Here is a 25,905-nt window from a genome sequence, read left to right as displayed (position 1 = left end):
AAGAGAGCTTATAACTCTCCAGCCATCCATCATACTATATCGATCGGGCATTCTTCTCAGAAGATTCTGAAGTCTTTTCAAACCTGGTTTGCGGAGTCCATCGGATGGCTCCATCTTGCCCCAGAGAATAGAACTGAGTTCCACGACTCTGAAGTTGAGCCACCGTTTCAGGATCGACTCGGTTTGAATAAGCGATCGCTACTTCCGGTTTCAGTCGTTCAATCACATCTGTCTTAAGCGCTTTCCCAGACCACCACAACACCTGGCTATTGTTCAATGCTGGGTTTGACAGCAGATCCGTCTGGCTCTTTTTGGGACTGTCCTTCAGCCAGAGCCAATTTTGCTCACCGATTTGAAACCGCACTATTTCAGGCTCAGTGCTGATCAGTTGTACCGAAGTCGATCGCATCTGCATTGTCTGCCCGATCGCGAAAGGCAGATATCGCCCTTGATGAGTCTGAACTGTTTGCGCGATCGTGGCATTCTCAGCCGCAGTTAAACTCGCTAATTGATAAAAAGATTTTGCGGGAGTTTGAGCCAGCAGGGTTGACCATCCAGTGTTTGTCGTCGCAGTCGAGTGGGTCGCGATCGCCCAATCTAATTGATTAATGCCTTCTTTTTGCAAAAATGGCAACACCGTCGAACTAGCGGTCGATTCATCACCACTATTAACTAATGTAGTTTGTCCATGATCTTGAATAACTAGAATCGGATCTCGCAGCGTTGCCAACAGTGTAATTTGTAATGAATTTGCTTTGACATACCAGGCAGGCATAAACACTAAAGTGACTGCAATAAGTCCAATCAGCCACGAATAAGGTTGCACTTTGGGTCGCAGCCAGGGCAAGCAGATCAACGCATATAAAATCACCGTAGAGAATGCTGAAATTGTGCCAACTGCGATCGAGTTTCCGGGCAGATTGCAAAACAAATCAATGATTGCCAGCAAGCCATAGGTTGGATAATGCAGCAACCAGGCAGAAGCGCTACCTGCGATCGGAAATATCAAAGCCAGAAAAGCGCTAATCACTCCACCAATGCTGATGATAGAGATTAAAGGAGTCACGATAACGTTAACCGGAATGCTGTAAGGAGAGAGAACTCCAAACGCATATAACTGAAGTGGTAACGTCCAAATATAGGCTGCGATCGGAACCGCAACCATAGGAGCAAAAATATTGGGCAACCAGTCTAGCCATTTCACTAAAGTCGGAGCGGTAATTTGTAACCCCATTGTCGCCAAAAAACTTAGTTGAAATCCCAAATCCCAAATCCATATCGGATTGACGATTAGAAGCATGATTGCAGCAAGTAACAATCCTCCTAATGGTTTGACGTTGCGCTTCATCAATAGCCCAACTAACAAGCCCATGCCCATAATCACCGCTCTCAAAACGGATGGCTCTAGCCCCGTTAATCCTAAAAATATCAAAATTGCCGCCGCTCCAGCCATAGCCTGCGATCGAGTTGAGAATCGCTTCATTAACGCTAATACAACACTCAAAATTAGCGATACTTGAAAACCCGACGCAGCTAAGGCATGAGATAATCCAATTCTGGTAAATTGATCTTTAATATCAAAGGGCAAATCGACGACTCGACTTCCTAACACCATTGAGCTAACGAGTTGTCCTTCTGGGCTGCCGAGCCAGTCAATCTGCGATCGAATAATTTTTTGTCGAATCATCCACCAGCCCCATGTCCGATCGCTGGGATGCAATAGCTCGATCGTTTTTCCTCGCAATCCTGCAAAACAGCCGTCTTGCGCCAAATATTCCTGAAAGTTAAACCCACCCGGATTCGTTGCAGGTTTAGGTCTGTAGAGAACGCCTGCGATCGCGATTTCCTGCCCCGGAGTGATACCAGTTGCTTGCAGCAAGGGCACCGTCACGTATAGCTTTCCGCGCACTTGGTCGGGCTTTAGGGTTTCAGATTGAGTGGCTCCATCCACACGACTGACCGCTAGCCAGAGTTGCGATTTTCCACTGCGGTTGAGCCGGGGCAGTTCCATCACTTGTCCAGAAACGGTGACTTGCTGCTGATTGGCACCATTTTCGATCGCCAATAGTCGGCTGATATCAGTCACTCCGGGTTGCGGCACTCGAATTTGAAAATACAAACTAGCGACTAAACCCACGACTCCTGCCGCGATCCAAATTCTGGAGCTAAACTGACCTTTCCAGAGTTTAGGAAGCGCGATCGCTGCCCCACATCCCAGCCCCAAAACGATGATTCCGCCCCAAGCAACTCCGGTCGAGAGCAACCCCAAAATATAAGCCAAACCTAAAATCATGCCGCTGGTCAGATTCACTTTTACACCCCATCTGCAAAGCTTCAGGGTGCCCAAATTTTTTCTGCCGTGGCACGTTTAAAAAAATCAGGAGCTAGAATGTCTAACTCCTGGCTAAAAGATTGGCGATCGCGTCTAAGTAGACAAACCCAGAGAACTTAAAATCACGCTGCCCGATCGATCTTAAAAGTCACTTTATATATATAGATAACGTATTTGTCTTTGTCGTCGCCAGTCGGCTTTAATGTGCCTTCTTTTTGAGCGCTCGTGACTCGTTGAAATACCTCTCTGACCGCGAGATCATCTAATATTCCATAACCTGTGCGCCCGGTGACTGCCAGTTCGCGGGTGACTATGTTGCCATCTGGAGCCACCAAAACGTGAATGTAAGCTGGCTCAACCTTCTCAGTTAAGTTAAATGACGAATTATAAGGAATGTCAGCAACTACAATCCTTTTCTCAACCGGACTTTCTTGAATTCCTCGATCGGTCACGTTTGCCTTATACCAACTGATATAGTTGTCAAGATTCTTGGAATCGACTTCGTTCGGAGTTGCACCCGGAGACTTAAACGTGAATTTGTCTCGCAGCCGCTGATTTTCTGCCAGCAATTCTGGACGCACTGTAGCAGTGGGCGCAGCAGTTTGGTTTTGCGGAGTTGCTGGATTGGTGGGCTGAGTTGGGGAATTTACAGTAACTCCTGGGGTAAGTGGCCGAACGTTTCTATCCGTCTGCCCATTTATATTCAAGGGTGGCGGAGGTGTTGTAGTCGCGTTTTGGGTTGGGCTGTTTTGTATAGGAATTGGTCCAAGCACTGAACTTGGCGAACGTGGTGAATTTGGAATGCGATTAAAATTCTGGGGAATTGGAGGAGGCGAAAAGAGATTTGTGGGTTGAGGAAACCGGAACACAGGCGGCGCAGGCGGCACGATCGGGCTAGTGAAAGGCCCGATCGGATCTTGAAACTTATAGAGCGACGAGTCTGGAGGAATCGGCGGGGTGAGTTGCCCTAACGGAATCTTTACAGTGCTGGTTGGTGTTTTAGGAATTGGCGGCAACCCTAGTTGAGAGGTGGCAACCTGAGATTGAGGCGGTGAATTTGATGAATTGAGTAAACGCACGACTCGTTGATTATCGGGTTTTGCCTCCTCGGTGGTGAACAGAGGCAGCCACAAAAAGAAAAATAAATGGGCACCCACCGAGCCAATCACCGCCAGCGAAAATGGCTGACGCAAAGTATCCGGCAGGTTGTGCAAAAACGCAGATAGGGCAGACTCAGAAGCGATCGGCTGATTCATGGCATTCGTCGGGCAGACAGGTTGAAGATCTCTACCGCTCAAATTTTAGCGCTAGACTCCTCTATTCGGAGTTGCAATCTTATGTCTTTCCTACAACGACCCTGAAGGAAAGAAAAAGTTTCAGTAGGTTGCGCGTTTGAGGTGATCTGAGTGGGTCATTTGTGCGATCGAGATCACAAACTTTTGTAGATTAGTGTTAGAACCCCTTCAGTCAGGGGCAATTTTAGTAAAGACGTGCTTGGTGGATCATCTTGAATCTGGTAACAATGGCTCTAGCGTCGATAGACGAGTGGGTGATCGGCTTCGCGAAACTCCGAAGGATCGCTTCAAATCTTAAATTGAGATGGGTGCAGACAAATCTTCGGCTGTTGCTGTTATCAGTGATCGCCAAGCTGATCATGGGCAGACTAATCACTATGTTGGCAATTCAGAATTCCACAACTTATTGCATCGCGACGCAGCGCTCTATTTATGTCTGGGGTGAGGTGGCTGCGATCGCGAGTCTTTCCATGCCGCAGGAGCGTGATGCATGAAATCTCGTGACGTGAACAAGCAAAAACTTCTGGTTGTCGATGACGAGCCTGATAATTTAGACCTGCTCTACCGCACTTTTCATCGCGAGTTTAACGTTTTGCGGGCAGAAAACGGCCCGGCAGCGCTAGAAATTCTCTCAAAAGAAGGCGATGTGGCGGTGATCATCTCCGACCAGCGCATGCCAATGATGAGCGGCACCGAGTTTCTCAGTCTGACGGCAACCCAATATCCCGATATTATTCGGATCATTCTCACGGGCTATACCGACGTTGAAGATCTGGTCGAAGCCATCAACGCGGGCAAAGTCTTTAAATATGTCACAAAACCATGGGATGACGAAGAGCTAAAGCGAGTGGTTCGTCAGGCAGCCGACACCCACAACGTACTCAAAGCGAGAACTCAAGAGTTGCGCCGCACCTTACGCCGCGAGTTGCTGCTCAACGCGGTCACCAACACGATTCGCAGTGCCCTGAGCTATCGGCAAATTCTGCAAACGATCGTCGAAACCGTCGGCAGCATGTTTGAGGTGAGTTGCGCTATTCTGCGCCCATTTCAAGAGGGGCAATCAGACAATGAAGGATTTGTTTATTGGCAAGCGCCCCAGACGGCTGAATTCAATCAAGACCCGCTCTTTCAAACCATCTGGAAAACTCATCAAGTTGAAGTGATTCAGGATGCGACGATCGATGATCTGATTCAGTCTCAAAGCTCGCAGCGTCAACAGGCTTATCAAGCGGCCGATATTCGATCGAGTCTAATTGTGCCGCTCATTTGTCAACAAGAATTAATGGCGGTACTGGCGCTGCACCAGTGCGGTGAGTTTCGTCAGTGGCAGCAAGATGAAGTCGAACTGATCAGCATGGTGGCAGATCAGGCAGCGCTGGCACTTTCCCAAGCGTATGCCTATGAACAAGTTCGCGCCCTGGCAAAACGAGAAGCGTTGATTAACACTATCACCACCGCGATTCGATCGAGCCTCGACCCTCAAGAAATTTTTGCCGCCATCACTCAGCAGTTGGGGCAAGCCCTCCAGGTCGATGGCTGCGCGCTGTCACTCTGGACAGAAAACGACGAATTTGTGCAACTGGTGGGTTTACACGATCCTAACTGGCAGCCCGGCAACGCGATCGCACCAGAAATCAGCAAATTGTCATTAGAGCGATCGCTTCCCCGCTCGGAAACCCCGATCAAGGGCAACCCGGTTCTCAAGCAGTTGTTGGTTTCTCAGCAGCCCGTTGTGCTCGAAGACTTGTCTCAACACCCAGAAATGCACGTTGGAGAGATGGTTCACACGCCTGCTCGCGCCCTGCTGGTGGTGCCCCTGATCTCAGATGGCAAAATCATCGGCAGCATTTCTCTACGGCAAAATCAACACACTCGTCTCTGGAAAACTTCGGAGATTCAACTCGCGCAGTCGGTGGCAGCACAGGCAGCGATCGCCGTTCAACAATCTCGTCTCTATCAAAAAACTCGTCAACAAGCCGAACAATTGCTTGAACTCGATCGCCAAAAGACTGAGTTTTTCCAAAATATCTCCCACGAGTTTAGAACACCTTTAACGCTGATGGTGGGCCCGTTAGAGTCGGCAACGGCTCAACAAGAGGGGCTGACCTACGACGAAGCCGCGATCGCGCTGCGAAATTCTCGGCGGTTGCTGCGGTTGGTCAATCAGCTTCTCGACCTGCAACGGCTCGATGCTGGACGTATGCAGCCCAGTTTCCGCCCGTGTGACCTCGAAGCAGTTGTTAGCCAGGTAGTCGATTCGTTCCGTCCCTACTGCGAGAAAAAGGGGCTGACTTTGCTGACTCAACTGAGTCCGTGTCCCTCGACTTATCTGGATTTGGAGAAATTTGACAAAGTTCTCTATAACCTGTTGTCTAACGCGATGAAGTTTACGCCAGCAGGTAAGCAAATCACGATCGTGGCGCGGTCAGAAGGTGAACATTGTCTGCTGCAAGTGATTGATACGGGGATCGGCATTCTTCCCGATCAAATTCCCTACTTATTTGAGCGGTTTAGACAAGCAGAAGGCTCTGCTAATCGCAGCTATGAAGGCACCGGGTTAGGACTTGCCCTCGTCAAAGAACTCGTCGAACTGCACAAAGGACAGATCACCGTCGAATCTGTTTACGGAGCAGGCACGACGTTTAGCATCTGGCTGCAAACTGGTAGCGCCCATCTAGCGCCAGAACACGTGACTGAAGATCAGGCAGAACTGCAATCGAGCCGCGCGGCAGTAGAGTTAGCCGATCTAGAGATAGAACTTCAGAACAATTCTGAATCCTCACTGTTGAATTCTGAATTAGAAGACTCGATTCAAAATTCAAAATTCAAAATTCAAGCGTCTGACGCATCTCAGATTCTCGTTGTAGATGATAACCCCGACCTGCGATCGTATGTCTCAGGCATTTTGCGAAAACAGGGCTATCAAGTCTGGACTGCCCGCAACGGTGCTGAAGGATTCCAAGAGGCGCAAACTCGTCGTCCTCATCTGATTGTGACTGATTTGATGATGCCGATCGTCTCAGGACTCGACCTGATCCGAATGATTCGCCAAGACGACGCTCTCAAAGGCACTCCGATCGTGTTGTTGACTGCCAAAGCCGATGAAGACACCCGCATCGAAGGGGCGGAGCTGGGCGCAGATGCCTACTTATCAAAGCCATTTAACGATCGGGAGCTTTTGGCAGAAGTTCGGAATCTGCTGGCGCTCAAAGCCAACGAGCAGCGAGTGGCGCAACTCAACACTTATTTAACCGAGTCGGTGCTGAAGCGATTTTTGCCTCCCGCTTTGGTGCAACGAGCCGCCAAGGGTGAACTCCTGCTAGATCTACGCCCAGAACCTCGGATGATCACGGTTTTATTCAGCGATATTGTTGGCTTCACTCAACTTTCTAACACCTTACGATCGCGTCGTGTTGCTGAGTTGCTTAACGAATATCTCGCCAGCATGACCCGTGCCGTGTTTGAGAATGGCGGCACCGTTGATAAATTTATGGGCGATGCGATTTTGGCAATCTTTGGCGCACCCGAAGAACTGACTCCCAACGAGCAAGTCAGACGTGCGATCGCCGCAGCCCGTCAGATGTATCGCTCGCTAGATGAACTCAACGATCGCTGGCAGGCTCAAGGCATTAGTCGAGTGCAGTTTCGCTGCGGCATCCATCAAGGTACGGCAGTCGTCGGCATGTTTGGCGGCGAAGAACGAGCCGACTATACGGCGATCGGCCCCAGTGTGAATATTGCTTCTCGCATCCAAGAAGCCGCCGAGCCAAACTGCATTCTCGTGTCTGCTGCGGTCGCCGACTATCTCGACGAAAGCGCAATTACCAAAGTCAGCCCTCTAGAACTCAAAGGTATCGATGAGACGGTCTTAACGTTTTCAGTCAATCCTTATCTAGATGTACCGTGCAGGCTTCCGTAAGTCGAAACCTGAAACCTGTTTCTGAAATGGTTACGACGCTTCCGAAACGCTACCCACTGACTAAGATGAGGGTGACGCTAAGTTTCTAGGATGGCGACTGATGAACCCAGCGACTGATCTGCGGTCTGGGCACGATCGACGGCACAGTGACCCCCCTAGCCTGTGGATTGCCGTATTGGCAGGCTCACTGATTGTGCATTTGTTGCTGCTGCTGTCAGGGCGCTTGTTTTTGTTTCGCGTCTCTAGTCAAAAACCTGCGCGGGTGGCTGCCCCGATCGAGCTAATTGATCTGTCTCCAAAGTCTTCTAGCAAAGTGGCTCGATCGACCACACCCAAAGTTGCTAAATCTTCTGTCGCTCCCCAGACCGCGACTCGGTTGCCTAACGCTGATTCTTCAGTTCCCCCACCTGTGCCCGATCAGCCATCTGCGGTTCAGCAAGTCATCAAGCCCTCTCCTGTGCCAGTGACCCCGACTCGATCGATCCCCAAATCAGCCCCGACTCGATCGCGAGTTATTCCATCTCCGGTCACACCCTCTCCTAAATTAACGACGCAACCAGATCTCTCAACCCCGATCACTCCCTCTCCGCAACCGCCGTTTCAACCCGCTCCTGCACCTGATGCGACTGCCGCTCCTGCTGAAACTCCCGCCGAACCTACTCCGGTGCCTGCGCCCTCTCCCAGTGGAATTCCTTTACCCGATCCAGAGATTGGTCGAGTTCCGGGTGAACCTACGCAGGGCTTAGACGAATCGAAGCGAACGAACGCAGGGTTGCCTAACGTTGAAAACGCAATTCCTCGTGGGGGAACCGGAGTTAAGGCAGATTTGCTGGACATTCAAGACGGGAATAGTCTTCAAGATGGGAAGAATAATGGTGGAGGAACGATTCCTGATAAAATTGCCCGCCCGATCGAGTCGAGTAGACTATTTTTGACTCTAAATTACCCGCCTGAAGTTGAGCTAAATCTGGGTCAAACAATTCGCTTAATCGTGTTGGTTGATCGCACGGGAAAACCTAAGGTGACTAGCGTGGTAGACCCCAGTCGTTCACAGGAGTATGACAAGTTTGTGAGTGACCTGATTCAAGATCAATGGACGTTTGAACCTGCCACTTTAGCTGGACAGCCTGTAGAGTCTCTTCTAAATGTTTCTGTGCGGCTTAACTCCTTAAAGTGAGTCGATCGCGACTTCTAAAAATTTGTGAGCGAACTGTGTGAAGACTATGCTATTGTTAAAAACGCTTGAGTCAAGTCAAGCCGATTAGACGCGCGAGTGTAGTTTAGTGGTAAAACCTTAGCCTTCCAAGCTAATGATGCGAGTTCGATTCTCGCCACTCGCTTAAACCATAAGAAATCAGAGTAGTCCCAAACAATTTCGCTGGGAATCGCAGTCGTAACGAAATTCCGTCTACGGTGAATCGTGGTTGTGAGCGGGCAACGAAACCGTTTCAAATTGCGTACCGCGCTCAAAATCATTTCCCCTAATGAATTACAGTGATAAAGGGTAGATAAAACTACTGATCACATACATTCCAAGGATATTCCCGGTATGCATCTGAGTGAATTGACTCACCCAAACCAGTTGCATGGTCTGTCGATCTATCAGCTTCAGCAAATTGCTCGTCAGATTCGTGAAAAGCATCTGCAAACGGTCGCAACCATTGGAGGACACCTCGGCCCTGGATTAGGGGTCGTCGAGCTAACCCTGGCACTTTATCAAACTCTCGATCTCGATCGCGACAAAGTAATTTGGGACGTAGGACACCAAGCCTACCCCCACAAGCTAGTCACAGGGCGCTATGCCAACTTTGACACGCTACGTCAAAAAGATGGCATAGCGGGCTATCTCAAACGCGGTGAAAGTAAGTTTGACCATTTTGGGGCAGGTCATGCCTCCACCAGCATCTCGGCAGGTTTAGGAATGGCTCTGGCACGCGATGCTAAGGGCGAAAACTTCAAGGTTGTCTCAGTCATTGGCGACGGGGCACTTACCGGGGGCATGGCGCTCGAAGCGATTAACCACGCAGGTCATTTGCCTAAAACTAATCTGCTTGTGGTACTCAACGATAACGAGATGTCCATTTCGCCCAATGTTGGCGCGATTCCTCGCTATCTCAACAAAATGCGCCTCAGTCCGCCCGTTCAGTTCCTCACTGACAACTTAGAAGAGCAGTTCAAAAATATGCCCTTCTCGCCCGAACTATCGCGGCTTAAAGAAGGCATGAAGCGTTTGGCAGTTCCTAAAGTAGGGGCGGTGTTTGAGGAATTGGGCTTCACTTATATGGGGCCGATCGATGGTCATAATCTCGAAGAATTGATTGCCACCTTCAAACAGGCACACCAGCATCCGGGTCCAGTTTTGGTGCATGTGGCGACGGTGAAAGGAAAAGGATATGCGATCGCTGAAAACGATCAGGTCGGCTATCACGCGCAAACGCCCTTTAACTTGGCGACAGGCAAGGTAAACCCCTCCAGCAAACCCAAGCCTCCTAGCTACTCAAAGGTGTTTGGTGAAACGTTAAGCACGATCGCTGAAAACGATCCAAGAGTCATCGGCATCACTGCTGCAATGGCAACCGGGACGGGATTAGACATCTTTCAAAAACGAGTGCCCAAGCAATATGTCGATGTGGGGATCGCTGAACAACATGCCATCACCCTCGCTGCCGGACTTGCCTGTGAAGGAATGCGTCCTGTCGCCACAATTTATTCGACCTTTTTGCAACGGGCATTTGATCAAATTATTCATGATGTTTGCATTCAAAATTTGCCTGTGTTTTTCTGCCTCGATCGCGCCGGAATCGTTGGATCAGACGGGCCCACTCACCAGGGAATGTATGACATTGCCTATCTGCGCCTAATTCCTAATATGGTGCTGATGGCTCCTAAAGACGAAGCCGAATTGCAGCGCATGATCGTCACGGGAATCAATCATACGAGTGGCCCGATCGCGATGCGTTATCCCAGAGGCAACGGCTATGGCGTGCCTTTGATGGAAGAAGGCTGGGAAGAACTGCCGATCGGCAAAGGTGAAATTCTCCGTCAAGGCGATGATCTCCTACTACTCGGCTATGGCTCAATGGTTTATCCCTCAATGCAGGTTGCCGAAATCTTGAGCGAACACGGCATCGAAGCGACTGTGATCAATGCCCGATTTGCTAAACCTCTGGATACTGAATTGATTTTGCCATTGGCTGAAAAAATCGGTCGAGTGGTGACGCTTGAAGAAGGCTGTTTGCCCGGTGGTTTTGGCTCTGCTGTGGTCGAAGCGTTGATGGATGCTGATATCACCGTTCCCGTGAAGCGGATTGGCGTTCCTGATATTCTGGTTGACCATGCCACGCCCGACGAGTCAAAGGCAGCTTTAGGGTTGACTCCGCCGCAGATGGCAGAGCAGATTCTCAAATTGTTTAGCCGTCAGCCGTCGGTGGTGAGTGTGTAAGCGATCGTCGTTTTTAAGGGCTGGTAATCGGGCTTTGTGAGCTTGAGTCAGCCCTTGATTGATTGAGCCGTTAAGCTTAAACCGGGACAGCAGAGCAAAGAGCATGAATCAAATTGCCTCGACGATTCCCACGATCGAAACCGACACCTGGATAAAAGCTAGCTGGGAAACTTTTGCTGCCTTAGCGGATGATCCGGTTTATGAAAAAGGGCGGTTTTATTACGATCGTGGACACTTAAGAATCGAAATGGCAGCCCTCGGATCGGCACACGGTCAGGACAATACGGTGATTTCTAACGTCGTCGCTATCTTTGCAGCCCTTAGGAATTTTCGGACTAAAGGATTAACCAATGCAAGTTTTTGGAAAACGGGAGTCAGAGGCTGTCAACCTGATATCGCGTTTTATGTTGGGACAAATTTTGGACGGCTTCCACATAACAATTCTCCTGTCAATATAGATGAGTTTGGTGCGCCAAATTTGGTCATTGAGATTGGAGCCTCATCCTTTAAAGATGATTTAGGAGATAAGCGCCTACTCTATGAGCAGCTTGGAGTTCAAGAATATTGGGTCGTGAAGGTTGAAACGAGCGAAGTGTTTGCCTTTGAGGTCAATCAGGGATACAGCGGTCGAATTCAAGAATCGCTGGTCTTGCCCAGATTAAAGATTTCGCTAGTCGAAGAGGCATTACAGCGCAGTCGGACTGAAGATGATGGCACAATTAATCGTTGGTTATTGCAAACCTTCGCAGACCCGTCGTAAACCAACCCCTCGCTTTTATGTCTCTTCAAAACCAGGTCTATCCCGTTATTTGGCAAGACGATCGTGTCTTGCTCATCGATCAAACCCGTCTCCCTAGCGAATATGCGCTGGTCGATATTCATCGCTGTGAAGATATGGCACAAGCGATCAAAACTATGATTGTGCGGGGCGCTCCGGCGATCGGGGTTGCCGCTGCCTATGGGATGTATCTCGGCGCACGAGAAATTGAAACCCACGATCGCGATCGCTTTCTCACCCAACTCGAAGACGTTGCCAAAACACTACGCGCCACTCGCCCTACAGCGGTGAACTTGTTTTGGGCGATCGAGCGGATGCTTAAAACAGCTCGCCAAACCCTCGGCAGCGTGGATTATTTGAAACAAGCCTTGCTAAAAGCGGCAAAGGCGATCAATGCCGAAGATATTCAAACCTGTCAGGCGATCGGCGATCATGGGTTATCTGCGCTGCCGTCCGCCCCTGAAAAGCTGCGGCTTTTGACCCACTGCAACGCCGGGGCGCTGGCAACGGCTGGCTATGGCACGGCTTTGGGAGTCGTGCGATCGACGTGGCAAGCCGATCGACTCGAACGGGTTTACGCCGATGAGACGCGACCTCGGCTGCAAGGCGCAAAGTTAACCGCTTGGGAATGTGTGCAAGAGGGCATCCCCGTGACCGTAATTACCGATAACATGGCAGCGCACTGCATGCAGCAAGGCATGATTGATGCGGTGGTTGTCGGAGCCGATCGCATCGCCGCTAATGGTGACACCGCCAATAAAATTGGGACTTATAGTGTGGCGCTGATTGCTAAAGCGCACAACATTCCGTTTTTTGTAGCGGCACCGCTCTCGACTATTGACTTTGAAATTCGAGATGGCAGTCAGATTCCGATCGAAGAACGCGATCCGGCTGAAATCTACCAGGTGGGTGAAACGATACTTTGTCCGCCAGGAATTGACTATTACAATCCCGCTTTTGATGTCACCCCAGCAGATTTGATTGCGGCGATCGTGACCGAGCATGGCGCGTTTTCACCTAGTCAACTGCACGGCGAATTGTACTCAAGAAAAATCGTGTGAGTCTAAAAGAAGCGGATAGCATTCGCCAAGGATTATGAATTTGCGTACGGGCATGGCAATGTCGTGCCCATTGGCGTTGCAGGTAGCGACATAATTTAATTCAACGTCAGTTCGACGAGTTTTTTCGCTGCGTTGTCAGCGGCTTCTGCCCCCTAAATCCCCCATTCTGGGGGACTTTGAACTGGAAATTTTGGCTTGAAGTCCCCAAACTTGGGGGATTTAGGGGGCGCGACAAACTGTAACGAAGCCGTCGAATTCACGTTAATTCACGACCCGCTCATCGAAAATATCCCAACCTGCGCCAAAATCGATCGACGCGTTCCTCCCACTGCTCCCAATAGTCTGCCATTGCGTCTGGCTCAAACCAAAACACCTCGGCGGGTCTGTCTGGAATTGCTACCACCAACAGCGCATGGCGCAAATTTAGCTCGTAGTCTTGATAAAGCTGATTGACCGCCCCACAATAGGCCGCCAACTGCAACGGGTAATCGTATAAACGATCGATCGTTTGTTTAGGCTTATCCGAGGTCTTCCACTCACAAATGCAGGGCGTTCCTTCAAAGCTGGCGACACAATCGACTACGCCGCCATAACGAAGTTCGTCATGAAATATCGTCCCTTCGACCAAGCGAACTTGCTCGATCGCGCTGACGATCGGAGCCATACTCTCCCAATAGGGACGCACAGCTTCAGGACAGGGAGTCTTTTCACCCTCTAGATAGCGCTGCACGTGGCGGTGAGTTCCGGTGCCGCGCCGACTGGCTGCACGAGTGATTTGAGACGCTTCCTCGGTGCCAACTCGCTGCTGCCAGTCAAATAGCGCCTTTCTTTGCTCTGGCGGTTTGGTGGCGTTGAGAATCGCCGTCACACTAGGAACCCGATCGCCGCGATCGGTGACATAATACTGCCGTCCTGCCTCTCTCACCTGTTTTGCTTTATAAGGCGGCAGTCGTTCATCGCTCATGATTTACCCTTCCTCTGCTCTTGGCAGCGTAAACCAAAATGCTGTCTCGTTGCTAGATGGACGATCGGCTGAACAAAAATATTTTGCGATTCAAAAATAAGCCTCATTTGAGTTAATTTGATGCATTATAAATAAGCTGATTTATAACCACTTATCGAAGTGTCATAGTGCTGGAAACATCTGTCTTTCAGCTACGGTCTTGAGATACATAAAGGCAGACAGAATGGGAGTTAGAAGTCTAGAACCTACAACAATGTTTTGAGGAAGATTAGAAATCTCTCTGTGGTCAGATGACAAGATTTCTCAACCCGTTCACTGTCTACTTGATCAAAACTAAAAATTAACGCAATCCATTGGGAACGACTCCTATGTCTATCGCTTTTAAGTCTGGAACGGCTCTGTTACTCACCCTGGGCATCACGGCATCTGCAACGGCTCCGATCGTCTTTTCTGCGCCTGCTTTTGCTCAGACAACCTTCGCTGATGTCCCTTCAAACTATTGGGCGAGTGCCTTCATTCAAGAACTTGCCTCTCGGAACATCATTAAAGGATTCCCCGATGGCTCATTTCGCCCGACCGACCCCGTAACTCGGGCTCAATTTGCTGCCATGATTCGGCAAGCATTTCCCAACGCTCCGAAAATTCGCAGTGCGATCAACTTCACCGATGTTCCTACCGATTATTGGGCCTATGATGCCATTCAATTTGCTTACACAACTGGGTTTTTAGCAGGCTATCCCGGTGGGGCTTTCCAACCTAACCAAAACATCCCTCGCGCTCAAGCGCTGGTTTCTCTGACCAACGGGCTACAATACACTAGCACTAATCCGGTTGAAACAACGCTGCAAGTCTTCCGGGATGCGGCTGACATTCCAGGCTATGCACGAGGCAGTATCGCTGCTGCTACCGAGCGCCGCCTGGTCGTCAACTATCCTGATGTGCAGTTGCTCAGCCCCAATCAGGTTGAAACCCGCGCCGAAACGGCTGCCTTTATCTTTCAGGCATTGGTCAGCAGTGGACAGGTTGCCGCAATTCAGTCTCCCTTCATTGTGGGTCAAGCGGTCACGCCTCCTCAAGGACAAGTGAGAATTCCTGCTGGAACCTCACTTTCTGTGCGCTATACAAAAGCAGACAGGATTTTGTTAGCCAAGAATGAGCCAAACCCGACCCCAATCACGCTTGAAGTCGCTCAAAACATCGTCACCTCTACCGGAGCAGTGTTGATTCCGGCGGGAAGCCAGGTGGCGGGTCAACTGGTGGTGTCTCAAAATCAGGCACAGTTTGTTGCCACCCAATTGACCGTAGTCAATGGGCAACCGATCCCGATCGATGCCACCTCTAACCCAATTACCACAACCGAAACCATTCGTCGCGGTTCCAACACTGGCACGATTCTCAAAGGTGCCGCGTTGGGTTCTGCGGCGGCGGCGGGCATCTCTGCGGTGACGGGCGATCGCAACATCAAAGCTGGGGAAGTCTTGATTGGCACGGGTGCAGGTGCGTTGGCGGGTCTGATCTTTGGCGGCGATCGCGTGGATCTGATTTCTATCCAGCCCAATTCTGACCTCAATCTGCGGCTAAATGCCGATCTGGTCTTGCCCCAATCCCAATAAGTAGGCAGAAAGATGGGGGATTGAACTTTAAGCGTCTTGTGCTGTTTCATCCCTCACTTCTGCAACCGCTAGCTTCACCACAAATGTGGCTCCTGGCTCTTTTGGCGGCTGGTCAGAATCTTCTGAGATCCAGCCGTCATTTTGCATGGGGCTAAAGACTTCAATTTCGCCGTGCATTTGCTCGACTAAGCGACGCGCGATCGCTAACCCCAATCCCGTCCCCGGAATCTCAGTCATTGCCTGCATGCCTCGATAGTGCCGCTCGAACAAGTGGAGCAAATCTTGTGGTGGAATTCCTTGCCCTGTGTTGGTCACGCGCAGGATGACACGATCGTCTAGAGCATTGACTCGAATATGGACTTGTCCGCCGGGTGAAGTGTATTTGAGCGCGTTGTCAATCAAGTTGCTCAAGACCTCGCGCAATGCTCCACAGTTTGCCCACACAAGCGGCAAATTAGTTGGAATCAACGCTCGAATCGAAAGCTCTTCTTCTTGCGCGATCGCCTCGGCAGAACTCAACAGCGGCTGCAAGATATCAGTGACTGAACAGGCTTCTAAGGTCAGACTTGAACCCGTTAAAACCCCTGCCGGAAGTAAAGGAATCGGTCTACTTTTCGCTGATTGTGACTCCTGATCTATTTCCACTGAGATCAGGTCTACATCCTCTAAATCGATCGCCCGATCAAACTGCTGCAATAGGTCTTGGAGGCGATCGCTTTCTCGTACAATGCTCGTTGCGACTTCCCGGTTTGAGTCTTCTGGTCGCAATCGTCTCAATAAAAGTTTGCCAAACGTGCGAAGGGCCGTGAGCGGATTTTTGAACTGATGCAGCAAATTATCTAAAACATCATGCTGCTCGTTTTGCAAAAGTCTCTGCTCGTGGCGGGTTTGATCTAGCCACTGAGCGCGTTGATCCATCACGCACGCCAAGGCGATCGTGGCAGCAACTCGCTCAATCTGGCTGCGCTCCCAGGTAGTCCACGGACGATCGCTGCGTTCAGTCACTAACAAACCCAAAACCATCCCTTCATGAACGAGTGGCAACACAACCTGCCGTTGCTCGACCAGGCCACCCTTGAGACGTTGAGACACGGCAGAAGCATCGATTGGCTCGTCAGAATCAGTAGACAAGGGTTCATCGACGCGAACACCCGCAGAAATCTGTCGAGAATTTGCAGCAGCCACGTCACTTCCTGGAGGTAACACAAAGCGGCTCGATTTTTCTAATGCCACCGATTCAGGGTAGGTCGCTATTGGCACGATCTGAGCCTCTGCTCCCTCGACCAATTCTTCGGTTAAATAGACCGCGCTGAGTGAAGCTCCTAACACTTGAGTCAGTAGAGCGACCTGCGATCGACACAACTCTACAAATTCTGAACTAGTCGGCATCAACATGCCCTCAGATACCTCGGCTTAAATTAAGATTGACTTAAGCATTGAACCCTCGTAAGTTAGTAGTAGCGGCATCACTCCACGCTCATAGAACACTAGACATTAAACACTGAACTGCCGATTTTGCTGGCTTAAGGTCAAACCAATTTCCAGTTCAGAACTATTAGTCTGTGGTTCAACAGCGCCCCTACATGCAGTTACAGCCGATCAGTTTAAGGTTAACAAGTGCCAGGCTGCGACATTCAGCTCGTGTTCTTGACGACGAAAAGCCAGAAAATTGAAATTTTGTATCGTTGCGTTAAGGGAAGTTGATATCTAGAGCCAGAGCCGCTATACTTGCGACGGCTTTTGTAACGATCACTACAACTTGACAGTTAGGATTAAGGAGGTAAGGGGTTTGGCAAGGAGACGTAAGCGTAAAAGTCGGCGGCGGCAAGAGGGGCGCAGAATCTTAGAACATGTGCCTCAATACAGCATCGAGTGTGGCGAAGACAAACCGGTCACGGCAGCTCGAAAGTTCATCCATTCCGAAGGCATTCTTCCTCCTGCGCTATTGCTGGTTAAGAGAAACGAGCATACCACAGATCGGTATTTCTGGGCTGAGAAGGGTCTCTTCGGGGCGCAATATGTCGAAGAAAACCATTTTCTGTTCCCCAGTTTAAAGACCAATGACGACGAGCTAGAACCCATTGGGGCTTCTGCAAAGAGTCATTAGAGATTAGAACACTCCACACACCCCTCGTTTAGCCTGACTGTTGTTTTTATCAGTTAAGCGTTAGTGAAACGATAAAAGCGTTAAGCGAGGTCAGTGAACGTTTGATTCATCAAGCAGAGATGACGTAGCCTGGGACAATTGTAAAGTCTGACGACGATCGTTCAAATCTGTCTTGAGCTAGAAGTATTTCGTTTGCTTGGTTTGACACTATCTGATCAAAAAGTCCCCTCAAGTTGAGAACCTTGAGGGGACTTTTTTGGGAGGCTTTTAGGTAGCCGTCTTTAATCCTAGAAGGCGCTGTAGCTCTGCTAATTCGTCACGGTGCGCTTTGACAGTAATTAAGCTCTTGGTCGCTGCATCAGGCACCGACTCAATCTTGAGTGAGACTTGCTCCGATCGCCCCGCACCGCGCCAATAAAATACTCCTGCCAACGGAGACAGGAGCAATAAACTCAGCCAAAGTTTCGACTGATCTGGAAACAGGTAAGACAGCATTAAGACGAGACACAAAGCCCCCGTCGCTGCGAGCAGGATTAAGAAGCCTGCCAAAAATAGGCTAGGGCGAACCGTCCCCTCAAAGATGACCTCGTTCTTTGCAGCATCTAGCGACACAACGCGGTAGGCACGCTGGTCAAAATATTGCTGCAACTGGGTCAGCAAAGACGTTTCCGATTGGTCAGAAGCTAACCTGATCACCTGAGTTCGATCTTTGACCGACGCACGGATAAAAAAGACTAGTCCGATCGTCATCAAGATAGTCAGAAAAAAAGTAGACGGAATGACAGAGGTACTCATTAAATCAGCCAGGTTGTAAAAGCGTCCTGTCTACTTCAGTCTAGTCAACAATGGATAACTTTTAGAACCTGGATAACTTATCGCTCTGAGCCACTAGCTTGAGGCACTCGGTTATGGTGATCACGCTTAACAGCATAATCTTGCCAGAGCTTTGCCAGATCTTGCGCTTGAGGCATTGCCTCAGGCCGAATCTGATACATCCGACGAGGACGACCTCTGCCCTCTACTTTTTTCCAGTAGCCTGTTACCATCTCTTCGTCTTCAAGAAACTTAAGGGCGCTATAAAGCACCGTATCTGAAAGACGATAGAGAGGGTGTTCTGATTCCAATAACTGGATCAGCTCGGTTCCGTAAGAGTCGCCCCGCAAGAGAACTGCGAGAACGTAGCACACCGCCAACTCTTTGTTGAGATAAAAAGGTGGTGGGTCTTTAAAGAATTGATAGATATCCTCAAATTTCATCTGTCTCAATCCAGTCGTGTGACAAAACAACGTTGCTCTGATGGCTTGAAGAAGGGAACAGTCAGACTAGTAGAATGTTGCACCCTAACGCTAGCAGTTGCCCCTATATTTGCCGTCTTTCAAAAGGGTTAAATTACCCTGGGGGTGAAAAATTGGAGCGAAATCACAGAGCATGACTATTTAGCTATGTTTGTGAAGTATCTAAACGACCGGAGTCTTCAAGAAAACCGCTTCGTTTCGGCATTTCTTGATTAGGTTGACGTTTCACAAACGCAATGTGAGTTCGCATTCAGGTAAATCAAGGAGAAGGTGCTCAAGCACTAGGGCATCCATTACGTTATCGGTAAGATGCGACGCTGGTGTTTAATTAACATAAACAGCATGTGTCGCCAGTAAAGATGTGCTTAACTTGAGCAGCAACTCTTTTAAGTTGCTCAACCACTTTTTAATCATACAACTTAATTCTAATGATAATTTCTTAATTTGTGGGTGAGAAAGTAAATTATGGTTACATTCGCAAATCTCGTCGATTTGCTTTTCTTACAGTGACCAAATAAAGGGTTCATAGGGGTCGTTCATTCTAATAGAATTTTCTAAATTGTTAGTAATTCTTGACAAGTTTTCTAGCCCTAGCAAAAAACGTTTTCGCAGCATCTCTGGTTCTTGGTAGAATAATCGAGATACTATTATAGATCTGATTAGAGAAAGATTAGCTTTCGTTTGATCAAAACTGAAATTCTAATAGACAGGGGCGTTTGAAGACTGAGCGCTACCTACTTACCAATTTCTAGTTTTCACGAAGATGAGAAATTAAAACTTTTGCAACCTCTCTTAAAACGATCGGGTTGCTCAAATGTTTGGTTTTCTCAAAAATGCTCATGAATAGTCGTATTTTCTCTAAGTTATAAGAACACAGTAGGCAAAAATTACCACTCCAGAATTCGTGATTTTGGTTTTCGATCGTCGAGTTGTTCTCTGCCTATAAATTTGTAAAACGTCAGATACATCTAACTCTCAGCGATTGATCTATGCCATTGAGATCTTTAGGGCAACGAGCCAAGCTCTTATCATCAAAGGACTGAGAATTGTAGCGCTTTAAGACGAGTAATGGCTTGAGATCGTTCCTCTTTTTTTGAAAAATCTGATCAACACGTAGAGGGTGGGAAGCTCGATCAGGTTCATACGCTACACAAAAAAACTACCGACATTCAAATGATTGTTGTAGCCTGAACTGATTTCTCTAAACAAGCCGAGTAGCCCAACGACGAACAGCAAGGAAATGAGAATCAGAATTGAGCGCGGTTGTCCAAAAGCTTTCATACTCTGGTTGCAGACAAAAGATGTCAGCATCACAGAAGTTGAGCTTTAAGACACCCTCTGTCTGCTGAAAGAGATGAGTGGGATGTTAGCAATACCTATTTTCTAGATAGATATCAAAACTTCAGCCAATTTAACGTCTGTCACACTGATAAGTAGACAAATTCAGTCGTGTGCTGCATAGTATAGAGGTGTGAGGAGCAAATTGAATCAAAAAGCCTCTGGAGTCGAAACACGGCAAGACGTCCAGAGGCTTTTTGTTTGTCTGCTTTCTTTAACCCTTTCACGGCTCTTGCGGTCAGACCTTGCACAATCCGAGGCTGAAAAGTTAATTGCCTAAAGCACGAGCGATCGTGACGCAACAAAGTAGTCCTTTTTAACACATGCACTTCACAGTCCTCAAGAAAGCTCCCTATAACAAGACTTGATTGAGATTTTTTGCAAACTGCGTTTATCCTAAATGGGTTAAATCGTTCTGCTATTTCTCTTTCTGCATGAAGCGCTCTAAAAACCTCTATCGCAACCTGATCATCGTCAGTGTACTGGGTCTAACGGCTCTAGCCGCCGCAGGCTATTGGTATGTTTTTGTAGAAGGTGCTCCTCAAATCGATGCGCCTCAAGCCGAACCAGAAACAGGGCTTGTTTTTAGAGTTCGGACGTTTAATAGCGAAGCCATGGGCACCGAACGGCGATATGGAGTCGTGCTACCGCCCGGTTATGAGAAAAATCCTAATCAGCGCTACCCCGTGATTGTGTTGCTGCACGGAGGGCACGGCACCGAGCGAGACTTTGAAGACAAAGCTGCCCTCACCTCAGTTCTGCACGATCTTTATCGCGATCGTAAGCTTCCTCCCTCGATCGTCATCACTCCAGACGGCAGCGATAATCGAGGCAGCAGCCCCTTTTGGGACCCCCAATACTACGACGGAGCCAACGGCAAAGTTGCCACCCTGATCGGCTCAGATTTGGTCAACGAAGTTAAAACTCACTATCGATCGCGCAATGAGCCACAGTTTTGGGCGATCGGGGGGCTATCGTCCGGCGGTTGGGGTGCATTGAATATTGGATTGCACTACCTCAATCAGTTTCATATTTTGTTTAGTCATACTGGCTATTTCAAAGACAGTAGTGGCGCAGACAATAGTCCTCAATTCTTTGTTCAGCAAATTCCCTTAGAGATTCGACCTCAATTGCGGGTCTACTTAGATGCAGGAAAAGAAGATACTAAATATCTGCAAGCGACTCAGCAGTTTCACCAAACCCTTAATCAATTGAAAATTCTCAACGAGTTCAATGCGTTTCCAGGAGGACACGGAATCGTCGGCAAGAATGTCGGTTGGAATTATTGGCATAAACATTTAGCAACCTCGTTGAGCTTTGTAGGAAAACAATTTAGAGCCTCCCTTCCCAAACCAACTTCTGATACCACTTCCTCAGAAAAAACAGAAATGGGAACGCCAGAAAACCGGGAAATTAGTCAGCCAGAAAAGGCTAAGACCTTAGCAGAACCTTTGCCTGCATCTCCGGGAGCATCACAGCCATGAGCGCACAAGGTCGGCACAAAATGCAGCCGCTGTCGATCGGGCTGAAATATCGAACTCGCATCGGGCTATGGACGGTTTCGATCTGGACGGGCTTAGTCGGCTTAGTCAACCTATTATCTGCGGTGTCGCCAAGCTTACCCGAACGAGTCAGATGGCTGATGCCTGTTTTTCCGTTTCCAATTCGAGCCGGGGGGCACGTCTTTGCAGCGTTAACGGGCTTTTTGCTGCTGACGCTGGCAGCCAATCTCTTGCGACGTAAGCATATTGCTTGGCTGCTGACGGTGACTTTGTTAGGCATCTCGATCGCCAGCCATCTGGTCAAAGGGCTTGACTATGAAGAAAGCTTGCTCGCGATCGTACCTCTGATCCAGCTAATCGTGATGCGAAAGACGTTTACGGCTCGCTCCGATCGTCCGTCTATTTATCAAGGTGTTCGCGTTCTGATCGGGGCGTTGTTGTTCACCCTCGCTTACGGGACGGCTGGTTTTTATGTGCTCGACGGACGCTTTACGGTCAATGGCGAACCCGCTAATTTTGGATTGTTTGCCTCGATCGAGCAAACGTTAGCCATATTTTTTACTGAAGATAACGCAGGGCTAGAACCCACGACTCGATATAGTGCCTTTTTCATTAACTCTATTTACATGGTCGGAGCAGCAACATTAGTTTATGCATTGTTCATGCTGTTGCGTCCTGTGTTGCTGCGTGGCGATCCTGCAACTGTTGGCGATCGTAGACGAGCTAGAGACATCATTGACCAACATGGGCAAACTTCGCTAGCCCGATTGTCATTGCTAAAAGATAAAAGCTACTATTTCAGCCCATCGGGGCAGAGTGTGATTGCTTATGTTGCTAAAGGTCGAGCCGCGATCGCTTTGGGTGATCCCATCGGCCCGCCTCAAGATCGGGTCGAAGCCATTCTCACATTCAGTCAATTTTGCGATCGTAACGACTGGTTTCCGGCTTTTTATGAAACCTCAACCGAGCAGTTAGATCGCTACTCTAAATTAGGATTTCAGCAGATTCAAATTGGTGAAGAAGCGATCGTGGATTTGACCACTTTTACGCTCAAAGGAAAAGCAGCGCAAAATCTCCGCACTGCGCTGAATCGATCTGCAAAAGCAGGTTATCAGTTCAAGCTTTATGAATCGCCAATTCAGCCAGAACTGTTTCAGCAGTTAAAACCCGTTAGCGACGAATGGCTAAAAGATAAGCAGGGGTCAGAAAAACAGTTTTCGATCGGCTGGTTTGATGAAGACTATTTGCAAGATTGCTCGATCGCTGTCGTCTGCGATGCTAACAATCAAGTCGTCGCTTTTGCAAACTTGTTATCTGGCTATAACCGCCGCGAAGTCACGATCGATTTAATGCGTCACCGATTAGATGCCGAAAAAGGCACGATGGATTTTTTGTTTGTCTCGATGTTTCAGCACTTTAAAGAGGCAGAATATGACAGCTTTAATCTCAGTCTTTCACCCCTAGCAGGTGTTGGCGCAAAACCGGGTGCCCGCAGAGTTGAAAAAGCCTTAAACTACTTATTCAATCACCTCAACCAGTTCTACAACTTTAAAGGGCTGCACCAATTTAAAGAGAAGTTTCAGCCACGATGGGAGCCGCGCTACCTGGTTTTTCCCAGTCTAACCGTCTTACCTGACGTGATTTTAGGGTTAGTCAGAGCCGATTCGGGCGATCGCTTATTTGAATACTTACAGCTTGAGTATGTAAAGCAGGCTCTCGCTGCATTCTTAGATCGTTAATCTACAATCTCTCTAAAACCCAATCAGCGATGCGATCGCTTGGCGCTCACCACTCTCGATTCGATCGTAAATTCTGGAATCTCTCGCAGTTCCGATTCATCTAAATTGTATTGTTCACAAACTAAACTCAGTCGCGCTCCCGGAACCTTTACAGCATTCACCGAGTGAATCAAGTCGCCTTGAAAATGAATCAACAAATTCTCTTGCGGTTTGACTTGCCCGACTTGACGCTTGTGATCTCGTAAAACCAGTTCTCCGCCTTGCAGCGCAAACGGCACCTGTACATAGAGAACGCTAACACCATCGGGAGGATTGATCGTTTTGCAATAAGATCGCAACGAGCGATCGACATGTGGGTCTACACGAGATCCTTCACGCAGCAACAAGGGATTTAGATAAAACGCATTGCAAGTAGACTCAAGCGCGAGGTCTAAATAAGGTTTGAAGAAGGGAAATTTTTGGGCAACGGTTTCGAGTCCCGATCGCTGAAACACCACTGAGAATCCTTTGGTGTCCACAAAATCACGATTGAGGTTATTGACCGCAAAATAAGGGCAAGCCAAAATTCCTCCGCGCAAGTCATCAAGATAGGATGCTGCGAAAGCGTTGTTTTTCTGACGATAGTAGCTCAAGGACGTGAACCAATCTTTATTTCAATAGAGTTTTAGGCATTGCGGAATAAAGAGATGATTTGGTAGGGGCAATCCCCCCGTGGTTGCCCTCTGTCAGGGGTAGGCACGGGGGCGCTACTCCTACAGCCATTTCATCTCATTCTGCAACGCCGAATTTTGATCTTACCAGCGACGATCGCGCTCTAGATCCCACAGCACTTTCTCCCAACACCACTGATCAGATTCACCCGGATTTCTTGAACGTGCGGTTTCAAATAATCGCTGTGCGGTTGCCGTGTCGCCATTCAGCAGTGATATAACTCGCTTAGGCGGTCGGCTTGTTCTACGCGAAGACGATCGACGATCGCGATTTGAGGGTTGCAAAATCCAATAAATGATTAAACCAGCGAGAACGATCGCACCAAGGGTCAGCAGCGTGAATACCATATCTAAAATTTGAGTTAAGAATGAACCGGGTTCTAGGAATTTTTTGGCTCGTGAAGCCACTCAATCTGTCTGGCTTGATCGGGTAGGTGGGCGTGTCGCTGTCCAGTTGTGCGGGCATGGGCACAAATTAGTCCGATCGGGGTGCTGAATAGATCTGCCAGGGTTGCTTTCTGTTGTAGCCCATGAATGGCGGCGATCGGCAATTCTTTAAACAACCAGCGTGTCAGACGATAACCATAGTCCTGCAAGCTGAAGTCGCGCATCAGATCTACTCCATGCAACTCGTGAAGATAGCGGTTCGATCGCCCATATCTGCGCCATTGACTGCGGAGCGCTGCCAGCGTAGAGCGGTGACGATGCCGCACGATCGCCCGTTCTGCAAACCTGATCTGCCAAGGTGTTTGGCTTAGAGCGCGCCAGCAGAAATCTGCGTCGCCGCCCGTCGTTAAATAGGGACGAAACAACCCCACTTGCTCAAACACCTGATCGCGAACTGCCAAATTTGCGGTCTGACCATAAGCGCAAAACGGATGCGCTAACGTGTGCTTTTGCGAAAGAGTTTCTTGACGATCGGCGTGTTGCTCTAAAATTGTGTTGCCTAAAAGCGCCTTGATTTCTCCTGCAACCAACCCTACGGTAAGATCCTCAAACGGCTGAATCAAATTTTCTAACCAGTTTGGCTCTGGGCGACAGTCGGCATCGGTAAACACTAAAATTTCTCCAGTCGTCGATCGAATGCCCAGATTTCGAGCCGCGTAAGAACTTTGAATCTGAGATTCGCTTAAAACCACGAAATTTTGAGCGTCTTGACTGGCAGATTTAAGGATCTCAGAGGTGCGATCGTGGCTGCCATTATCCACCAGGCAATAACTCACGAGATCACTCGAATAGGTCTGCGCCCTTAAACAGTGAAGTAAACCCGGTAGGTCTGCTTCTCCGTTATAGATGGGCACAATCACCGAAATCTTTGGCAAAAATCGCTTCTCAGCTTGATCCGATCGCATAACTGAGTCAGGCTAAATAATGGACACAATCATTAGTGTGACCATTATTTAGCTAAAATAACTTGCCAATCTCTCTGCACTCTCTTTTCAAACCAGTAAATTTAAGATAGGAATGATAAGGGAGTCGTTCTAGCAATTCGACTTGTTGGGTTTCTGATCTACCTCGTTTACTCAGGAAAGCTTGTGGCAGACAACACAGACAAAAGTAAAGAAGGGTTCCTTTACCCGATCGGACGTTATCGGGGCGAGTTTACACCAGAGCATCTAGCCTTTAATGCCAACTTGCAAGAATTCGCTCAACGCGTGTCGCTGCTTTGTGGGCTGGAGACGGGAGGCAAAATTCCGCCCGGAGAGGCATACAAAGAAATCAAACAGCTCTGGCGGCAACTTAGAGACTCGAAAAAGGAACTGCTTGATGCATCCAAAGCCGAGCCGCCAGACTTACCAGACCTCTAAGA

20 protein-coding genes and 1 tRNA gene are annotated in these 25,905 nt (G+C 48.8%); 12 read left to right on the top strand and 9 right to left on the bottom strand.

Annotation, left to right across the window (positions count from 1 at the left end):
* Positions 1-34 precede the first annotated feature (34 nt).
* Together BRW63_RS12010 and BRW63_RS12005 are read right to left on the bottom strand one after the other, a co-directional pair.
* A complete protein-coding gene (locus BRW63_RS12010; protein ID WP_106253997.1) occupies positions 35-2,311 on the bottom strand; it encodes a ComEC/Rec2 family competence protein in 2,277 nt (758 codons plus the stop codon).
* A 143-nt stretch (positions 2,312-2,454) separates the two neighbouring features.
* Positions 2,455-3,588 (bottom strand): hypothetical protein, encoded by a 1,134-nt coding sequence (locus BRW63_RS12005; RefSeq protein ID WP_073071405.1) that lies wholly within the window; start codon positions 3,586-3,588, stop codon positions 2,455-2,457.
* Positions 3,589-3,935: 347 nt separating this feature from the next.
* Here BRW63_RS12005 and BRW63_RS12000 point away from each other — a divergent pair, with 347 nt between their 5' ends.
* From BRW63_RS12000 to mtnA, 7 genes are all read left to right on the top strand, one after another.
* On the top strand, positions 3,936-4,121 hold the full coding sequence (locus BRW63_RS12000) for a hypothetical protein (protein WP_143162047.1): 186 nt from the start codon (positions 3,936-3,938) through the stop codon (positions 4,119-4,121).
* A complete protein-coding gene (locus BRW63_RS11995) occupies positions 4,118-7,546 on the top strand; it encodes a response regulator (protein ID WP_073071402.1) in 3,429 nt (1,142 codons plus the stop codon). Before BRW63_RS12000 ends, BRW63_RS11995 begins: the two co-directional genes overlap by 4 nt.
* A 100-nt stretch (positions 7,547-7,646) precedes the next feature.
* Positions 7,647-8,723: an energy transducer TonB gene (locus BRW63_RS29550; protein ID WP_073071401.1), complete on the top strand. Its 1,077-nt coding sequence runs from the start codon at positions 7,647-7,649 to the stop codon at positions 8,721-8,723.
* Positions 8,724-8,815: 92 nt separating this feature from the next.
* A tRNA-Gly gene (locus BRW63_RS11985) sits at positions 8,816-8,886 on the top strand.
* A gap of 209 nt (positions 8,887-9,095) precedes the next feature.
* Positions 9,096-10,988, top strand: a complete 1,893-nt coding sequence (dxs, locus tag BRW63_RS11980; RefSeq protein ID WP_073071399.1) for a 1-deoxy-D-xylulose-5-phosphate synthase — start codon at positions 9,096-9,098, stop codon at positions 10,986-10,988.
* A 103-nt stretch (positions 10,989-11,091) separates the two neighbouring features.
* Positions 11,092-11,748: a Uma2 family endonuclease gene (locus BRW63_RS11975; RefSeq protein ID WP_073071397.1), complete on the top strand. Its 657-nt coding sequence runs from the start codon at positions 11,092-11,094 to the stop codon at positions 11,746-11,748.
* 17 nt (positions 11,749-11,765) lie between these two features.
* Complete coding sequence (gene mtnA, locus BRW63_RS11970) at positions 11,766-12,827, top strand: S-methyl-5-thioribose-1-phosphate isomerase (RefSeq protein WP_073071396.1); 1,062 nt, start codon at positions 11,766-11,768, stop codon at positions 12,825-12,827.
* A 277-nt stretch (positions 12,828-13,104) separates the two neighbouring features.
* Here mtnA and BRW63_RS11965 read toward each other — a convergent pair whose 3' ends face one another.
* Positions 13,105-13,791: a PD-(D/E)XK nuclease family protein gene (locus tag BRW63_RS11965; RefSeq protein WP_073071394.1), complete on the bottom strand. Its 687-nt coding sequence runs from the start codon at positions 13,789-13,791 to the stop codon at positions 13,105-13,107.
* Between the two features lie 368 nt (positions 13,792-14,159).
* Here BRW63_RS11965 and BRW63_RS11960 point away from each other — a divergent pair, with 368 nt between their 5' ends.
* Entirely contained in the window at positions 14,160-15,404 is a 1,245-nt protein-coding gene (locus BRW63_RS11960; RefSeq protein WP_073071392.1) for an S-layer homology domain-containing protein, read from the top strand.
* 27 nt (positions 15,405-15,431) lie between these two features.
* Here the strand turns inward: BRW63_RS11960 and BRW63_RS11955 are convergent, their stop codons facing one another.
* Positions 15,432-16,793 carry a GAF domain-containing sensor histidine kinase gene (locus BRW63_RS11955; RefSeq protein ID WP_083582884.1) on the bottom strand — a complete coding sequence of 454 codons (1,362 nt, stop codon included), beginning with the start codon at positions 16,791-16,793 and terminating at the stop codon, positions 15,432-15,434.
* Between the two features lie 370 nt (positions 16,794-17,163).
* Here BRW63_RS11955 and BRW63_RS11950 point away from each other — a divergent pair, with 370 nt between their 5' ends.
* Entirely contained in the window at positions 17,164-17,511 is a 348-nt protein-coding gene (locus tag BRW63_RS11950; RefSeq protein ID WP_425320466.1) for a DUF3155 domain-containing protein, read from the top strand.
* Positions 17,512-17,778: 267 nt separating this feature from the next.
* Here BRW63_RS11950 and BRW63_RS11945 read toward each other — a convergent pair whose 3' ends face one another.
* Both BRW63_RS11945 and BRW63_RS11940 read right to left on the bottom strand, forming a co-directional pair.
* Positions 17,779-18,306, bottom strand: a complete 528-nt coding sequence (locus BRW63_RS11945) for a cofactor assembly of complex C subunit B (RefSeq protein WP_073071388.1) — start codon at positions 18,304-18,306, stop codon at positions 17,779-17,781.
* Positions 18,307-18,383: 77 nt separating this feature from the next.
* The gene (locus BRW63_RS11940) at positions 18,384-18,767 is read right to left on the bottom strand and encodes a PadR family transcriptional regulator (protein WP_073071386.1); all 384 of its coding nucleotides are present in this window, start codon (positions 18,765-18,767) and stop codon (positions 18,384-18,386) included.
* A gap of 1,811 nt (positions 18,768-20,578) precedes the next feature.
* Here BRW63_RS11940 and BRW63_RS11935 point away from each other — a divergent pair.
* On the top strand, positions 20,579-21,628 hold the full coding sequence (locus tag BRW63_RS11935; protein ID WP_073071384.1) for an alpha/beta hydrolase: 1,050 nt from the start codon (positions 20,579-20,581) through the stop codon (positions 21,626-21,628).
* Positions 21,625-23,385, top strand: a complete 1,761-nt coding sequence (locus BRW63_RS11930) for a phosphatidylglycerol lysyltransferase domain-containing protein (RefSeq protein ID WP_223257364.1) — start codon at positions 21,625-21,627, stop codon at positions 23,383-23,385. Before BRW63_RS11935 ends, BRW63_RS11930 begins: the two co-directional genes overlap by 4 nt.
* A gap of 23 nt (positions 23,386-23,408) precedes the next feature.
* Here the strand turns inward: BRW63_RS11930 and BRW63_RS11925 are convergent, their stop codons facing one another.
* The 3 genes from BRW63_RS11925 to BRW63_RS11915 all read right to left on the bottom strand — a co-directional run bounded on the left by BRW63_RS11925 (position 23,409) and on the right by BRW63_RS11915 (position 25,447).
* Positions 23,409-24,017, bottom strand: a complete 609-nt coding sequence (locus BRW63_RS11925) for a 2OG-Fe(II) oxygenase family protein (protein ID WP_073071382.1) — start codon at positions 24,015-24,017, stop codon at positions 23,409-23,411.
* Between the two features lie 162 nt (positions 24,018-24,179).
* The gene (locus BRW63_RS11920) at positions 24,180-24,503 is read right to left on the bottom strand and encodes a hypothetical protein (RefSeq protein ID WP_219898504.1); all 324 of its coding nucleotides are present in this window, start codon (positions 24,501-24,503) and stop codon (positions 24,180-24,182) included.
* A complete protein-coding gene (locus BRW63_RS11915; protein ID WP_073071379.1) occupies positions 24,476-25,447 on the bottom strand; it encodes a glycosyltransferase in 972 nt (323 codons plus the stop codon). The genes BRW63_RS11920 and BRW63_RS11915 overlap by 28 nt, the downstream gene beginning before the upstream one ends.
* 183 nt (positions 25,448-25,630) lie before the next feature.
* Here BRW63_RS11915 and BRW63_RS11910 point away from each other — a divergent pair, with 183 nt between their 5' ends.
* Complete coding sequence (locus BRW63_RS11910; RefSeq protein WP_073071377.1) at positions 25,631-25,903, top strand: DUF7219 family protein; 273 nt, start codon at positions 25,631-25,633, stop codon at positions 25,901-25,903.
* Positions 25,904-25,905 lie beyond the last annotated feature (2 nt).

Origin of the sequence: Phormidesmis priestleyi ULC007, assembly GCF_001895925.1 — a bacterium.
Taxonomy (GTDB): domain Bacteria; phylum Cyanobacteriota; class Cyanobacteriia; order Leptolyngbyales; family Leptolyngbyaceae; genus Phormidesmis_A; species Phormidesmis_A priestleyi_A.
Note: the sequence above shows the minus strand (reverse complement) of the source record. Positions and strands in the feature narration are given on the sequence as shown.

Coding starts and splice junctions, on each gene's coding strand:
- BRW63_RS12005 (WP_073071405.1), bottom strand. CDS start 3,588: ATGAATCAGCCGATCGCTTCTGAGTCTGCCCTATCTGCGTTTTTGCAC.
- BRW63_RS11995 (WP_073071402.1), top strand. CDS start 4,118: ATGAAATCTCGTGACGTGAACAAGCAAAAACTTCTGGTTGTCGATGAC.
- BRW63_RS29550 (WP_073071401.1), top strand. CDS start 7,647: ATGAACCCAGCGACTGATCTGCGGTCTGGGCACGATCGACGGCACAGT.
- dxs (WP_073071399.1), top strand. CDS start 9,096: ATGCATCTGAGTGAATTGACTCACCCAAACCAGTTGCATGGTCTGTCG.
- BRW63_RS11975 (WP_073071397.1), top strand. CDS start 11,092: ATGAATCAAATTGCCTCGACGATTCCCACGATCGAAACCGACACCTGG.
- mtnA (WP_073071396.1), top strand. CDS start 11,766: ATGTCTCTTCAAAACCAGGTCTATCCCGTTATTTGGCAAGACGATCGT.
- BRW63_RS11965 (WP_073071394.1), bottom strand. CDS start 13,791: ATGAGCGATGAACGACTGCCGCCTTATAAAGCAAAACAGGTGAGAGAG.
- BRW63_RS11960 (WP_073071392.1), top strand. CDS start 14,160: ATGTCTATCGCTTTTAAGTCTGGAACGGCTCTGTTACTCACCCTGGGC.
- BRW63_RS11955 (WP_083582884.1), bottom strand. CDS start 16,793: ATGCCGACTAGTTCAGAATTTGTAGAGTTGTGTCGATCGCAGGTCGCT.
- BRW63_RS11945 (WP_073071388.1), bottom strand. CDS start 18,306: ATGAGTACCTCTGTCATTCCGTCTACTTTTTTTCTGACTATCTTGATG.
- BRW63_RS11940 (WP_073071386.1), bottom strand. CDS start 18,767: ATGAAATTTGAGGATATCTATCAATTCTTTAAAGACCCACCACCTTTT.
- BRW63_RS11935 (WP_073071384.1), top strand. CDS start 20,579: ATGAAGCGCTCTAAAAACCTCTATCGCAACCTGATCATCGTCAGTGTA.
- BRW63_RS11930 (WP_223257364.1), top strand. CDS start 21,625: ATGAGCGCACAAGGTCGGCACAAAATGCAGCCGCTGTCGATCGGGCTG.
- BRW63_RS11915 (WP_073071379.1), bottom strand. CDS start 25,447: ATGCGATCGGATCAAGCTGAGAAGCGATTTTTGCCAAAGATTTCGGTG.